General features: G+C 66.2%; 11 protein-coding genes. 6 read left to right on the top strand and 5 right to left on the bottom strand.

Going from position 1 to position 12867, the window contains the following annotated elements; all coding sequences use genetic code 11:
- Positions 1-132: 132 nt before the first annotated feature.
- Positions 133-855, top strand: coding sequence for a ribonuclease PH (gene rph, locus ACWHY3_RS18330; RefSeq protein ID WP_332780107.1), 723 nt, complete (start codon positions 133-135; stop codon positions 853-855).
- A gap of 147 nt (positions 856-1002) precedes the next feature.
- On the opposite strand, the gene ACWHY3_RS18325 is transcribed toward rph, so the two are convergent.
- The 3 genes from ACWHY3_RS18325 to ACWHY3_RS18315 all read right to left on the bottom strand — a co-directional run bounded on the left by ACWHY3_RS18325 (position 1003) and on the right by ACWHY3_RS18315 (position 4497).
- The gene (locus ACWHY3_RS18325; protein WP_448127202.1) at positions 1003-2136 is read right to left on the bottom strand and encodes an alkene reductase; all 1134 of its coding nucleotides are present in this window, start codon (positions 2134-2136) and stop codon (positions 1003-1005) included.
- Positions 2137-2307: 171 nt separating this feature from the next.
- A complete protein-coding gene (locus ACWHY3_RS18320) occupies positions 2308-3075 on the bottom strand; it encodes a glucose 1-dehydrogenase (RefSeq protein WP_448127201.1) in 768 nt (255 codons plus the stop codon).
- 42 nt (positions 3076-3117) lie between these two features.
- Entirely contained in the window at positions 3118-4497 is a 1380-nt protein-coding gene (locus ACWHY3_RS18315; protein WP_448127200.1) for a GntP family permease, read from the bottom strand.
- Positions 4498-4775: 278 nt separating this feature from the next.
- On the opposite strand from ACWHY3_RS18315, the gene ACWHY3_RS18310 reads away from it, so the two are divergent.
- The 5 genes from ACWHY3_RS18310 to ACWHY3_RS18290 all read left to right on the top strand — a co-directional run bounded on the left by ACWHY3_RS18310 (position 4776) and on the right by ACWHY3_RS18290 (position 9808).
- Positions 4776-6995 (top strand): prolyl oligopeptidase family serine peptidase, encoded by a 2220-nt coding sequence (locus ACWHY3_RS18310; RefSeq protein WP_448127199.1) that lies wholly within the window; start codon positions 4776-4778, stop codon positions 6993-6995.
- A gap of 108 nt (positions 6996-7103) precedes the next feature.
- Positions 7104-8069 (top strand): glutathione synthase, encoded by a 966-nt coding sequence (gene gshB / locus ACWHY3_RS18305; protein WP_087720989.1) that lies wholly within the window; start codon positions 7104-7106, stop codon positions 8067-8069.
- Positions 8070-8205: 136 nt separating this feature from the next.
- Positions 8206-8763: a YqgE/AlgH family protein gene (locus ACWHY3_RS18300; RefSeq protein WP_448128177.1), complete on the top strand. Its 558-nt coding sequence runs from the start codon at positions 8206-8208 to the stop codon at positions 8761-8763.
- Positions 8764-8774: 11 nt separating this feature from the next.
- The gene (gene ruvX, locus ACWHY3_RS18295) at positions 8775-9233 is read left to right on the top strand and encodes a Holliday junction resolvase RuvX (protein ID WP_303855262.1); all 459 of its coding nucleotides are present in this window, start codon (positions 8775-8777) and stop codon (positions 9231-9233) included.
- 23 nt (positions 9234-9256) lie between these two features.
- Positions 9257-9808: a cupin domain-containing protein gene (locus ACWHY3_RS18290; RefSeq protein ID WP_448127198.1), complete on the top strand. Its 552-nt coding sequence runs from the start codon at positions 9257-9259 to the stop codon at positions 9806-9808.
- A gap of 90 nt (positions 9809-9898) precedes the next feature.
- Here ACWHY3_RS18290 and ACWHY3_RS18285 read toward each other — a convergent pair whose 3' ends face one another.
- Both ACWHY3_RS18285 and ACWHY3_RS18280 read right to left on the bottom strand, forming a co-directional pair.
- Entirely contained in the window at positions 9899-11398 is a 1500-nt protein-coding gene (locus ACWHY3_RS18285; protein ID WP_448127197.1) for an aldehyde dehydrogenase, read from the bottom strand.
- On the bottom strand, positions 11395-12798 hold the full coding sequence (locus ACWHY3_RS18280) for an aspartate aminotransferase family protein (protein ID WP_332780101.1): 1404 nt from the start codon (positions 12796-12798) through the stop codon (positions 11395-11397). The genes ACWHY3_RS18285 and ACWHY3_RS18280 overlap by 4 nt, the downstream gene beginning before the upstream one ends.
- Positions 12799-12867 lie beyond the last annotated feature (69 nt).

The raw sequence follows: 12867 nt of genomic DNA, 5'->3' as shown, positions 1-12867 counted from the left end.
CGCATCGACAAGGCGCTTGGCCGCCGCTCGGTAGCCGTGAATGTGCGGCTGACCCGTGTAGAATGGCCGACCTCCATGAGGCGCCGTCAGTGTGGCGCTTCTGTCATTGATGTTTTGGATCGAGAGGCTTTCATGCGCCCGAGTGGACGACAACCCGATCAGCCCCGCGAGGTCACGCTGACCCGCGGTTTTACCCGTCACGCCGAGGGCTCGGTGCTGGTGAGCTTCGGGGATACCCAGGTGCTGTGCAACGCCAGCGTCGAAGCCGGCGTGCCGCGTTGGCTGCGCGGCAAGAACCAGGGCTGGGTGACGGCGGAATACGGCATGCTGCCGCGCGCGACCCATTCCCGTAGCGGTCGTGAAGCGGCGCGGGGCAAGCAGGGCGGGCGCACGCTGGAAATCCAGCGTCTGATCGGCCGGTCGCTGCGGGCGGCGGTGGATCTGAAGAAGCTCGGCGAGTTCACGATCACGGTCGACTGCGACGTGCTGCAGGCCGATGGCGGCACGCGCACGGCCTCGATCACCGGGGCCTGCGTGGCGCTGGTCGAGGCGCTGCAGTACATGCAGCGCAAGAAGATGATCAAGACCGACCCGTTCCGCCAGCTGGTCAGCTCGATCTCGGTGGGCGTCTACAAGGGCACGCCGGTGCTCGATCTGGACTACCCGGAAGACAGCGCCGCCGACACCGACATGAACGTGGTGATGACCGAAGACGGCAAGCTGATCGAAGTGCAGGGTACGGCGGAAGCGGAGGCGTTCTCCCGCGCCGAGCTCAACGGCATGCTCGATCTGGCCGAGAGCGGCTGTCAGGCGCTGTTTGCCAAGCAGCATGAGGCGCTGGGCATTCGCCGCTAAGCGAGAACCGACCACGACCAGCGGTTCGCATGGTCAGTGAGAGCCCCATGAAAAACGCCCCGATCCTGTGATCGGGGCGTTTCTCGTCTTGCACGATCGTCCTGAACAACAGTCTCGGACGATCGTTAGCGCGATCCGCGAGCCGGATCAGGACTTCCCGGCGATCATCTTCTCGCGTGCCAGACGCGCCTGCTCTTCCTCGTAGGTGGGGAAGTCGACGTAGCCGCGGGCATCGCCGCCGTAGAAGGTATCCGGGTCGAACTCGGCCAGCGGCCAGTCGTTCTGCAGTCGCTCGACCAGATCCGGGTTGGAGGTGAACGGGCGGCCGAACACCGGCAGGTCGATGACGCTGTCGTCGACCAGGCGTTGCGCTTCCGCCTTGTCGAGGTTGCCGGCGAACAGCAGCGTGCCGTGATAGGCGTCGCGGAACTTGCGCAGGAACTCGCGCGGCAGCGCGTTCTGCCCCTGGGCGCCCTGATCCATGATGTGGACATAGGCCAGATTGCGCTTGCTCAGCTCTTCGGCGAGATAGAGATAGGTGCCTTCGATGTCGTCATACAGCGGCATATCGAACAGCGTGCCGTAGGGCGTCAGGCGCACGCCGACGCGATGCTCGCCGATCAGGGCGATGGAGGCGTCGATCGATTCGAGCAGCAGGCGGCAGCGATTTTCCCGCGAGCCGCCGTACTCGTCGGTGCGGTCGTTGAGGCCGGCGTTGATGAACTGCTCGAGCAGATAGCCGTTGGCGCCGTGCAGCTCGACCCCGTCGAAGCCGGCATTGCGTGCGTTGAGCGCGGCCTGGCCGAAATCCTCGACCAGCCGGCGGCACTCTTCGGTCGTGGCGGCACGCGGCTTGGTAGCCGCCAGCATGTCGGGCTGCCCGTCTTCGTTGTAGCCGAAGGCCATGCCGCCCTGCTTGTCGGAGCTGCTGATCGGCGCGGCGCCGTTCAGCTGGATCGAGGTGTGCGAGACACGGCCGACGTGCCAGGTCTGGCAGAAGATCACGCCGCCGCGCTCATGCACGGCCTGGGTCGCTTTCTTCCAGCCGGCGATCTGGTCGGGGCCGAAGATGCCCGGGTTGAACAGGTAGCCCTGGCCCTCGCGGGATATCGGGCTGCCTTCGGAGATGATCAGCCCGGCGCTGGCGCGCTGACGATAGTAGAGCGCGCCCATTTCGTCGGGCACGTCGCCCTTGGCGCGGGCGCGGGTCATCGGTGCCATGACGATGCGGTTGTTCAGGCGGGTACCGGCGAGATCGAACGGTTCGAAAAGTGCTGCCATATCGTGAATTCCTTCCTTGCTTCGGCCTGCTTCGGCCTGATGTGGCTAAAATGATAGACCAAAGTCTAGGAAACGATTAGCCAACCAACAATGAATCCTTGCGACTGGCCCGATACAGGAAAACTATCGCCGGCTAACAGCGGCCGCTGAATCGCCGCCGTGAGGGTGCCCTCAGACCACCGAGGTCATGCCGCCGTCGACGAACACGTTCTGCCCGGAGACGAAGTTCGAGGCGCCGGAGCAGAGGTAGATCAGCGTGCCGACCAGTTCCTCGACCTGGCCCCAGCGTTGCGCCGGGGTGCGCTTCTCGATCCAGGCGTTGAAGTCGGCGTCCTGCCATAGCGCCTGGTTCATGTCGGTCTGGAAGTAGCCGGGGGAGAGGCAGTTGACCTGGATGCCGTAGCGGGCCAGATCCGCCGCCATGCCCTGGGTCAGCAGCGCCACGCCGCCCTTGGAGGCGGCATAGGGCACGATCGTCTCCCGGGCGAGTTTCGACTGCACCGAGCCGATGTTGACGATCTTGCCGCTGCCGCGCTCGGACATCGCCGGGCTTAGCGCCTTGGCAACGTAGAACGCGCTGGAGAGATTGGTGGCGATCACCGCATCCCAGTCGGCGGGGTCGAAGTCGTTGAACGACGCGCGCTTCTGCAGACCGGCGTTGTTGACCAGAATGTCCGGCACGCCGAGACGTTCGACCAGCGGGTCGATGGCCGCCTTCACGGCCTCGGCATCGGTGACGTCGAACGCCACGGCGTCGACCCTGGCGCCGGTTTCCGCCGCCAGTTTCCGGGCGGCTTCCTCGGCCGCTTCCTGCCGGCGCCCGTGAAGAACCACGTGGGCGCCCTGTTCGGCCAGCCCGCGGGCCAGCGCGTTGCCCAGCCCGCGAGTGGAACCGGTGACCAGCGCCAGCCGGTCTCGAATGTCGAATAGCTCTTTCATCGTTTTCCCTTATGGCCAATCAATGGCTAGCTCATCTGCGATCTAGAAAATCAGGTAAACCGCGCAGGCGAGCACGAACCCGACCAGAGATTCCAGCGCCTGCTGCACGGTCCAGGTCATCAGCGTGGTCTTGACGTCCATGCCCAGCAGGCGCCCTACCAGCCAGAAGCCGGAGTCGTTGACGTGGCCGGCGAAGACCGAGCCGGCGGCGGTGGCCAGCGTGATCGCGACGACCTGCATGGCGGAGAAGTCGCCGTTGGCCACGGCCGGCGCCATCAGCCCGGCGGCGGTGACCAGTGCCACGGTGGCGGAACCCTGCGCCAGACGCATCACCACGGCGACGAGATAGGCGGCGGCGATGACCGGCAGGCCCAGGTCGCTCATCGAATCGGACAGCGCATCGCCGATGCCGGAAGCCTGCAGCACGCCGCCGAACATGCCGCCGGCGCCGGTGATCAGGATCACCGAGCAGATCGGCCCCAGCGAGGAGTCGACGATCTTCTCCAGCGCGCTGCCGCCTTCGCCGCGACGGCTGCCCAGCACGTAGATCGCTACCAGCACCGAAATCAGCAGCGCGATCGGCGTCTCGCCCAGCGAGGAGAGGAACTGGAACCAGGTGGCATCGCTGTCGGCCATGCCGGCGGCGCGGGCGAAGTCGAGCCCGGTGTTGAGAAAGATCAGCGCCAGCGGCAGCAACAGCAGCGCGATGACCGTGCCCACGCCGGGCGGGTTGTGGATCTCGTCGTTGTCCTGGCCGCCGAACAGGCTCACTTCCAGCCGGAAATCGAAGCGGTTGGCGGCGAATCGCCCCCACAGGTAACCCGAGAGATACCACATCGGGAAGGCGATGAGGATGCCCACCAGCAGCACCAGGCCGAGGTTGGCACCGTAGAGCTCGGTGGCGGTGACCGGGCCGGGGTGCGGCGGCACGAACACGTGCATCACCGAAAACGCGGCTGCCGCCGGTAGTGCGTAGAGCAGCACCGGGCCGCCGAGGCGCTTGGCGACAGCGAAGATGATCGGCAGCATCACGATCAGGCCGGCATCGAAGAAGATCGGGAAGCCCATGATCAGCGAGGCGATGCCGAGTGCAAGGGGCGCTCGCGCCTCGCCGAACAGCGAGACCATCCGCTCGGCCAGCACCTGGGCGCCGCCGGAGTGCTCCACCAGCTTGCCCAGCATCGCGCCGAAGCCGACCAGCAGCGCCACCGAGCCCAGCGTGCCAGCGAAACTGTCGGTCATGGTATCGACGACGGCCCCGGCGGGGATGCCGGTGGCGAACGCGGTCAGCAGGCTGACCAGCACCAGCGTCGGAAAGGCGTGCAGATGAAAGCGAATGATCAGGATCAGCAGCAGCGCGATCGCTGCCGCGGCGATACCCAACAGCGGTCCTGCCGTCAGGGTTTGCGTCCAGTCCTCCATGAGACTCTCCCGGAAGTGGTCATTGCGATTCCACCGTTGCACGAAGCCGGGGCACGACCAATACGACGTTGGTGGCCGGCCGCGGGAACGGTTTGAACGATGGTCAGATACGGCCAACACTAGCTGGATCACCCTCAGCGTCGGACAGCTGGTCACGTATCGCCAATTTTTTATCTGCCGATGGCCGTGATGGACGCGGCCATCGGCCATTGAGTCGTGGCACATGCTAGGCTCGACGGCAGCCTTTATCGCTTTCTGGACCGCTTCTGGAGATGCCCGTGCTTCACTTTCCGCCTAGTCGCTATCAGTCGGCCGATCCCGAGACGGCCGGCACCCCGAACGACGACCCGTACCGCTGGCTGGAGGCGGTGGATGGCGCCGAGTCGCTGGCCTGGGTCGAGGACCAGAACCGCCGGACGCTGGCGCGCTTTGCGGATGCCGAATTCGCGGTGCTGGAGACCGGCCTGCGCGAGATTCTCGACGCCGACGACCGCATCCCGTTCGTGGTGAAACGCGGCGAGCATTACTACAACTTCTGGCAGGATGCCGAGCATCCGCGCGGGCTGTGGCGCCGCACCACGTGGGATTCCTATCGGCAGGCGCGGCCGGAGTGGGAGGTGCTGATCGACGTCGACGCACTGAACGCCGCCGAAGGGGAGAACTGGGTCTGGCACGGCGCGAGCTGCCTGGAACCGGCGCATCCCGGCGAGCCCTGGGAGCGCGCCTTGATCTCGCTCTCCCGCGGCGGCGCGGATGCCGACGTCACCCGCGAGTTCGATCTCATCGGCAAGCGCTGGGTCGGGGGCGGGGTCGATCGCGAAGGCGAACACGGCTTCACGCGGCCGGAGGCCAAGGGCGGCATGAGCTGGATCGACCGCGACACGGTGTTCGTCTATACCGACTTCGGTGGCGCCGACTCGGGCTCGGAAAACGATTCGCTGACCAGTTCCGGCTATCCGCGGCGCGTCAAGCGCTGGCGGCGGGGCGAGCCGCTGAGCGAGGCGGAAACCGTCTTCGAGGCCGCCGAGCAGGATTTGATGGCTGTCGCCTTCCACGATAGCACTCGCGGCTTCGAACGCGACTTCATCCATCACGCGCTGGCGTTCTACGAGCAGCGTCTGCTCGAAATCACGCCGGATGGACAGCATGTGCCCATCGAGGTGCCGCTCTCCGCCCAGGCATCGGTCCATCGGGAATGGCTGCTGGTCCATCTGCGCGAGGACTGGACCCTGAATAGCGGGAACGGCAGGAACGACGCCGCCGTGACGTATCCCAGCGGTGCGCTGCTGGCGATCGACTACGAGACGTTCAAGCGCGGCGATCGCGACTTCACCACGCTGTTCGTGCCGGATGCGCACCGCTCGCTGGAAGGTTTCGAATGGACGCGGCACTACCTGGTGCTGGATATCCTCGAGGACGTCAAGCATCGCCTGCAGGTACTGACGCCGGGGCAGGGCGACGACTGGTCGCCGCGGCCGCTGGCCGGGCTGCCCGCGACCGGCGAGATCGGCGTCGCGGCCGTCGACGACGAGGAGAGCGACGAGGTCTTCGTCATCATTACCGACTATCTCACCCCCACCACGCTGGCGCGCCTGGACCTGAAACATCGGGATTTGACGCAACTAGACGCGCCGCCGGAAACGGTCAAGCGCGCCCCGAGCTTCTTCGAGACGCAAGGCATGCAGGTGATGCAGCGTTTCGCCGCCAGCCTGGACGGCACGTCGATTCCCTACTTTCTGGTGCTGCCGGCCGGCGCGGGAGATCCAGCGAACGGCAACGATGACAGGCCGACCGCGCCGCTGCCGACGCTGCTCTACGGCTACGGCGGCTTCGAGATCTCGCTGACGCCGCACTACATCGCCGGCGCCGGGCGCAGCTGGCTTTCCCGCGGCGGCGCCTACGTGGTCGCCAACATTCGCGGCGGCGGCGAATACGGGCCGCGCTGGCATCGCGCCGCGCTCAAGGGCAAGCGCCACAGGGCGTTCGAGGATTTCGCCGCCGTCGCCGAGGATCTGGTCGCTACCGGCATCACCACGCCGGACAAGCTCGGCATCCAGGGCGGTTCCAACGGTGGCCTGCTGGTGGGCAACATGATCACCCGCTATCCGGATCATTTTGCCGCGGCGGTCTGCGAAGTGCCGCTGCTGGACATGCAGCGCTATCACCAGCTACTCGCCGGCGCCTCGTGGATGGCGGAATACGGCGACCCGGACAGCGACGACTGGGACAATTTCCTCCAGGACTATTCCCCCTACCACAACTTGCGCGAGGGCGTGGATTACCCGGCGGTGCTGTTCACCACCTCGACCCGGGACGACCGCGTCCATCCCGGTCATGCACGCAAGATGATGGCGCGCATGGAGGCGATGGGCTGTGACGTGCACTACTACGAGAACACCGAAGGCGGCCACGGCGGCGCGGCGGACAACGCCCAGCGGGCGAAACTGAGCGCGCTGGCGTGGCGCTTTCTGTGGAACGAGCTGAGTGGCGCCGAGTGAGGCATTTGAGGCCGGGGCGGGAGAGTCGAACGCGATCTCTTTTGGTGACGCGGCGAGAGCTGCGTCATACTGCGGCCCATTCAATACCTCTTCTGGAAGACCCAATCGATGAGCCAGAACGCTATCAAGCTCGGCGTGGTGATGGACCCCATCGCCGATATTACCTACAAGAAGGACACCACCCTGACGCTTTTGTGGGCGGCGGAAGCGATGGGCTGGTCGCTCTACTATCTCGAGCAGGAAGATCTCTATCTCTACGAGGGTCGCGCCATGGGCAGCGTGCGCCCGCTGAAGGTGCATCGCGATCCGCAGCACTGGTATGACCTGGGCGAGCGCGAGGCGATGCCGCTCGGCGAGCTCGACGTGATCCTGATGCGCAAGGATCCGCCGGTGGACAGCCACTTCCTCAATGCCGTCCATCTGCTGGCGTTTGCCGAGCGGGAGGGCACGCTGGTGGTCAACCCGACCCGGGCGCTGTTCGAGTGCAACGAGAAGCTGTTCGCCCAGCAGTTCGCCCACTGCATTCCGCCGACGGTGGTCTCCTGCCGTGATGCGGTGCTGCGCGCCTTCCAGGCCGAGCATGGCGACACCATCTTCAAGCCGCTGGATGGCATGGGCGGCACCGGCATCTTCCACATTGGCCCCGACGGCCGCAATCTCGGCGCGGTGATCGAGCAGCTCACCGAACGCGGCCAGCGCCAGATCATGGCCCAGCGCTACCTGCCGGAGATCAAGGATGGCGATACGCGCATCCTGCTGGTCGACGGCGAGCCGGTGCCCTACGGGCTGGCGCGCATTCCCAGTGCCGGCGAAACCCGTGGCAACCTGGCCGCCGGCGGTCGTGGCGTCTCCCGCGAGCTGACCGATCGCGACTACTGGCTGGTCGAGCAGGTGCAGCCGATGATCCGCGAGAAAGGGCTGCTGTTCGTGGGGCTCGACGTAATCGGCGATTACATCACCGAGATCAACGTGACCAGCCCGACCTGCGTGCGCGAGATCGACGATCAGCGCGGCACCGATATCGCCGCGCAGCTGATGGCGGCGATCGTCAGACGCCTGGAAAGCCGGGGCTGATCCGGTCAAGCCTGGCACAGGTGGTACACTGGACCCATTTCCTCTACTGGCGGCTCGCGGCCTGATTGCCGGGCCGCTGCGCGATGCCCGACGGAGCCCTATGTCAACGATCAGGCCAACATCCATGCCCACGCCGATGCAGAGCCTCAAGCACTATTTCCTGATGGCGATGCCGCACCTGGAAGATCCCAACTTCGCGGGGACGCTGACCTATCTCTGCGATCATGACGATGACGGCACCTTGGGCGTCATCGTCAACCGCCCCTCGGAGCTGTCGCTGGATGGGCTGTTCGAGCAGCTCGATATCGAATCCGAGCCCGGCCCGCACAACGACGTGCTGGTCTACAACGGCGGGCCGACCTACCGCGATCGCGGTTTCATCCTGCATCGCGGCAACGCCAGCGACTGGGATTCCAGCATTCAGGTCGCCGATGGTCTGGCGCTGACCACCTCGATGGACATGCTGCAGGCGATCGCCCAGCGTCGCGGCCCGGAGCAGTACCTGGTGACACTGGGCTGCGCGGGCTGGAAGTCCGGCCAGCTCGAGGACGAGCTCAAGCAGAACACCTGGCTGACCGTCGAAGGCGACGCCGCGATCCTGTTCGACCGCCCGCCGGAGCAGCGCCTGAGCGCGGCCGCCGGGATCCTCGGGGTCGATCTCAATCTGATGACCCGCGACGCCGGGCACGCCTGATGGCATCGGCGATGGATGACAAGCTAGGCCGGCGTCTCGTCATGGCGTTCGACTACGGCACGCGGCGTATCGGCGTGGCGGTCGGCAACGAGATGCTGTGCTCCGCCAGCGGGCTGGAACCGCTGACCGCCCGCGACGGGATTCCGGACTGGATCAAGGTCGAGAAGCTGTTGAAGGAGTGGCAGCCGGATCTGCTGGTGGTGGGGCTGCCGATTCACGACGACGGCAGCGAATCCGACATGAGCGTGCGTGCGCGCAAGTTCGGCAACCGCCTGCACGGGCGCTTCGGCAAGCCGGTTGAGATGTTCGACGAGCGCGGCACCACCCGCGCCGCCAAGCTGATCGCCCAGGGGCAGGGCCACAAGGGCAACTATCGCGATCGCGGCGTGGATGGCATCGCCGCGCAGTTGATTCTGGAAAGCTGGTTCAACCGCGAGTCGCCTCCGTCCGGTATCCCCGACGTACGGTGACCATCGCTTGAGGAAGAGAATGGATGTCTGATGATGTCGGCGCCCGCCTGCGAGCCCTGAGAACTTTTCGCGGCATCTCCCAGCGAGAGCTGGCCAAGCGCTGTGGCGTGACCCACTCCAGCCTGTCGCTGATCGAGCAGGGCAAGGTCAGCCCCTCCGTCAGCTCGCTGAAGAAGATCCTCGACGCCATTCCGATGAGCGTGGGGGATTTCTTCACCATGGATCTGGAGAACCGGAACCAGGTCTTCTACGGTGCCGACGAGCTGACCGACGTCGGCACCGGCGACGTGATCTACAAGCTGGTGGGCGCCAACCGGGAGTCGCGGGCGCTGTCGTTCATGATCGAGACCTATCCGGCCGGCAGCGATACCGGGCGCGAGATGATCGCCCATCAGGGCGAGGAAGCCGGGGTCGTGCTCGAAGGGGAGATCGAGATCACGATCGGCGCCCAGACGCGGACACTGGCGCCGGGCGAGGCGTACTACTTCAACACCAACATCCCCCACCGCTTCCGCAACCCCGGCACGTCGGCCTGCCGGCTGGTCAGCTGCGCCACCCCCGCCAAGACGTTCTGATCGCTCGTGGCGGCCTGCCACGAGCGGTATCGATTCATGACGCCGGGTTCATGATAACGGGTTCATGACGACGGTTTCACGATGCCGGCTTCACGGCGACAGCGACATCCAGACACTCTTGAGCTCGGAGTACTCTTCCAGCGAGTGGTGCGACTTGTCGCGCCCGTTGCCGGACTGCTTGACGCCGCCGAACGGAACGGTCTGGTCGCCGCCGGCCCAGTTGTTGACGAAGACCTGGCCTGATTGCAGACGCCGAGTGACCCGCATGATGCGATCGATGTCCTGGCTCCAGAAGCCGGCCGCCAGCCCGTAGTCGCTGTCGTTGGCCAGCGCGATCGCCTCCTCCTCGGTATCGAAGCCGAACACCGACAGCACCGGACCGAAGATCTCCTCCCGGCCGATGACCATGTCGTCGGTGACACCGTCAAAGACGGTCGGGCCGATGAACAGGCCCGGCCCGTCGAGCGCCTTGCCGCCCATGCGCAGCCGCGCCCCTTCCTCCACGCCTTGGCGGATGTAGTCCAGCACCCGCTCGTACTGGGTGCGGTCGACGATGGCGCCCATGAAGCTGTCGGGATCCAGCGGATCGCCCGGCTGCATCGATTCGGCGGCGGCGAGCAGCCTGTCGATGAAAGCCTCGCGGACGCTGTTTTCCACCAGCAGACGTGACCCGGCGATGCAGACCTCGCCCTGGTTGTAGAAGATCGCCTCGGCGGCGTGGCGGGCCACCCGGTCCAGATCCTTGCAGTCGGCGAAGACGATGTTGGGGCTCTTGCCGCCGCACTCGAGGTACACCCGCTTCAGGTTGGATTGCCCGGCGTACTGCAGCAGCTGTTTGCCGACGCCGGTCGAGCCGGTGAAGGCGAGGCAGTTGACCTCCATGGACAACGCCAGGGCCTTGCCGACAGTATGGCCGAAGCCCGGCAGCACCTGGAAAACCCCGCGCGGCAGGCCCGCCTCGCGCACCAGCGAGGCCAGATAGAGCGCGGAGAGCGGCGACTTCTCGGAGGGCTTGAGGATGACGCTGTTGCCGGCGGCGAGCGCCGGGCCGATCTTCCAGGCCGTCATCATCAGCGGGAAATTCCACGGCACGATGGCGGCGACGACACCCAGCGGTTCGCGCAGCACCAGGGCGAGGGTATCGTCGCCGGTCGGCGCCACCTCGCCGTAGAGCTTGTCGATCGATTCGGCCTGGTGGCGGATGCAGCCGATGGCGCCGCTGACATCGCTCTGGGCGCTGTTGATCGGCTTACCCATGTCCAGCGTGTCGAGCAGGGCCAGCGTATCGCGATGGCTCTCCATCAGCGCGGCCAGGCGCAGCAGCGCATGCTTGCGTTCGGTGGGCGCCAGCCGCGCCCAGTCGCCACGCGCGAACGTCGCGCGGGCCACGGCCACTGCCTTGTCGGCATCGGCGGCATCGCAGCTCGCCACGTCGGCCAGGGTTTCTCCCGTCGCGGGGTTGATCGTGGCGAAGGTCTCGCCGCTCTCGGCCGCTACGAACTCGTCGTCGATGAAGGCGCGTGTCTCGAGGCTGGCGGCAAGGGTAGCGGCCCTGGCCTGCCAGTCGGCCAGCGTTGGCGTCAGGCTCATGTCGTTGTCTCCTTCGTTGCCGAAATGGTGGCCCCTCGGGCCTGCAGCCGGCGTGCCGTTTCGTCCAGCGCGGCCGTCGCCAGCGCGATCAGTTCGTCGATCTGGGCCTCGGTGATGACCAGCGGCGGCGAGATGATCATCGTGTCGCCCACCGAGCGCATGACCAGCCCGAGTTCGAAGCAGATGTCGCGGCAGGTTTCGCCGGCCTTGAGCGACTTGTCGAAGCGCGCCCCGGTGGCCTTGTCGGCGACGATCTCGAGCGCGCCGATCAGTCCCAGGGAGCGGGCCTCGCCGATGAGCGGATGCCGTTCGAGCGCCTTCCAGCGCTTGGCCAGGTACGGCCCCGTCACCTGACGCACTTGCTCGACGACGCCTTCGCTCTTCATCAACCTGAGGTTCTCGAGCGCCACGGCGGCGCAGACGGGGTGCCCGGAGTAGGTGAAGCCGTGATGGAATTCGCCACCGTCGTCGATCAGCGTCCGGGCGACTCGGTCGCCGACCAGCACGCCGCCGATCGGCAGATAGCCGGACGACAGGCCCTTGGCGATCGGCATCAGGTCGGGTTCGAGATCGTAGTGAACGCTGCCGAACCATTCGCCCAGGCGGCCGAAGCCGCAGATGACCTCGTCCACGACCAGCAGGATATCGTAGCGCGACAGCACGTCCTTGATCGCCGGCCAGTAGCTCTCCGGCGGGATGATCGCGCCGCCCGCGCCCTGCACCGGCTCGGCGATGAAGGCGGCGACCTTGTCCGGCCCGAGCGCCTGGATGCGCGCCTCCAGCGCCTCGGCGCAGACCTTGCCGAACGCCTTGGGCGACATCTCGCGCCCTTCGTCGAACCAGTAAGGCTGGCGGATATGGGCGATGCCCGGCACGCAGGGCCCGCCCTGGGCCTGCATCGGCGCCATGCCGCCCAGGCTCATGCCGGCGACCGTCGAGCCGTGATAGGCGTTGTCGCGGGCGATGATCCACTGCTTTTCGGGCTGACCCTTGAGCGCCCAGTAGCGGCGCACCATGCGCAACACCGTATCGTTGGCCTCGGAGCCGGAACCGGTGAAGAACACGCGGTTGATATGATCCGGCGCCAGGCCGCAGAGGGTGTCGGCCAGCTCGGCCGCCGGCGGGTGCGTTGTCTTGAAGAAGCTGTTGTAGTAGGGCAGCTGCTGCAGTTGCCGGGTCGCGGCGTCGACCAGCTCCTGGCGGCCATAGCCCAGGTTGACGCACCACAGCCCCGCCATCGCATCCAGGATCTGCCGGCCTTCGTCGTCCTCGATGTAGACGCCGTGGGCGGCGGTGATGAGTCGACTGCCTTCGTCACCCAGCGCCTTGAAATCGGTGAAGGGGTGCATGTAGTGATCGCGGTCGAGCGCCTTGAGTCTTGCGGCATCTGGCGATGTCATGGCGTGCTCCTCCTGGGTGGACGTGCCGGATTTGGGATCGGCGGCGGTGATGCCGTCGTGGTGGCGTCG

It is taken from the genome of Salinicola sp. NYA28a (assembly GCF_976982775.1).
This window is presented reverse-complemented; position numbering and strand designations above follow the sequence as displayed.

What these genes read in the sequence shown, in the direction of transcription:
- rph (WP_332780107.1), top strand. Translation starts at nt 133, where the DNA reads ATGCGCCCGAGTGGACGACAACCCGATCAGCCCCGCGAGGTCACGCTG.
- ACWHY3_RS18325 (WP_448127202.1), bottom strand. Translation starts at nt 2,136, where the DNA reads ATGGCAGCACTTTTCGAACCGTTCGATCTCGCCGGTACCCGCCTGAAC.
- ACWHY3_RS18320 (WP_448127201.1), bottom strand. Translation starts at nt 3,075, where the DNA reads ATGAAAGAGCTATTCGACATTCGAGACCGGCTGGCGCTGGTCACCGGT.
- ACWHY3_RS18315 (WP_448127200.1), bottom strand. Translation starts at nt 4,497, where the DNA reads ATGGAGGACTGGACGCAAACCCTGACGGCAGGACCGCTGTTGGGTATC.
- gshB (WP_087720989.1), top strand. Translation starts at nt 7,104, where the DNA reads ATGAGCCAGAACGCTATCAAGCTCGGCGTGGTGATGGACCCCATCGCC.
- ACWHY3_RS18300 (WP_448128177.1), top strand. Translation starts at nt 8,206, where the DNA reads ATGCAGAGCCTCAAGCACTATTTCCTGATGGCGATGCCGCACCTGGAA.
- ruvX (WP_303855262.1), top strand. Translation starts at nt 8,775, where the DNA reads ATGGATGACAAGCTAGGCCGGCGTCTCGTCATGGCGTTCGACTACGGC.
- ACWHY3_RS18290 (WP_448127198.1), top strand. Translation starts at nt 9,257, where the DNA reads ATGTCTGATGATGTCGGCGCCCGCCTGCGAGCCCTGAGAACTTTTCGC.
- ACWHY3_RS18285 (WP_448127197.1), bottom strand. Translation starts at nt 11,398, where the DNA reads ATGAGCCTGACGCCAACGCTGGCCGACTGGCAGGCCAGGGCCGCTACC.
- ACWHY3_RS18280 (WP_332780101.1), bottom strand. Translation starts at nt 12,798, where the DNA reads ATGACATCGCCAGATGCCGCAAGACTCAAGGCGCTCGACCGCGATCAC.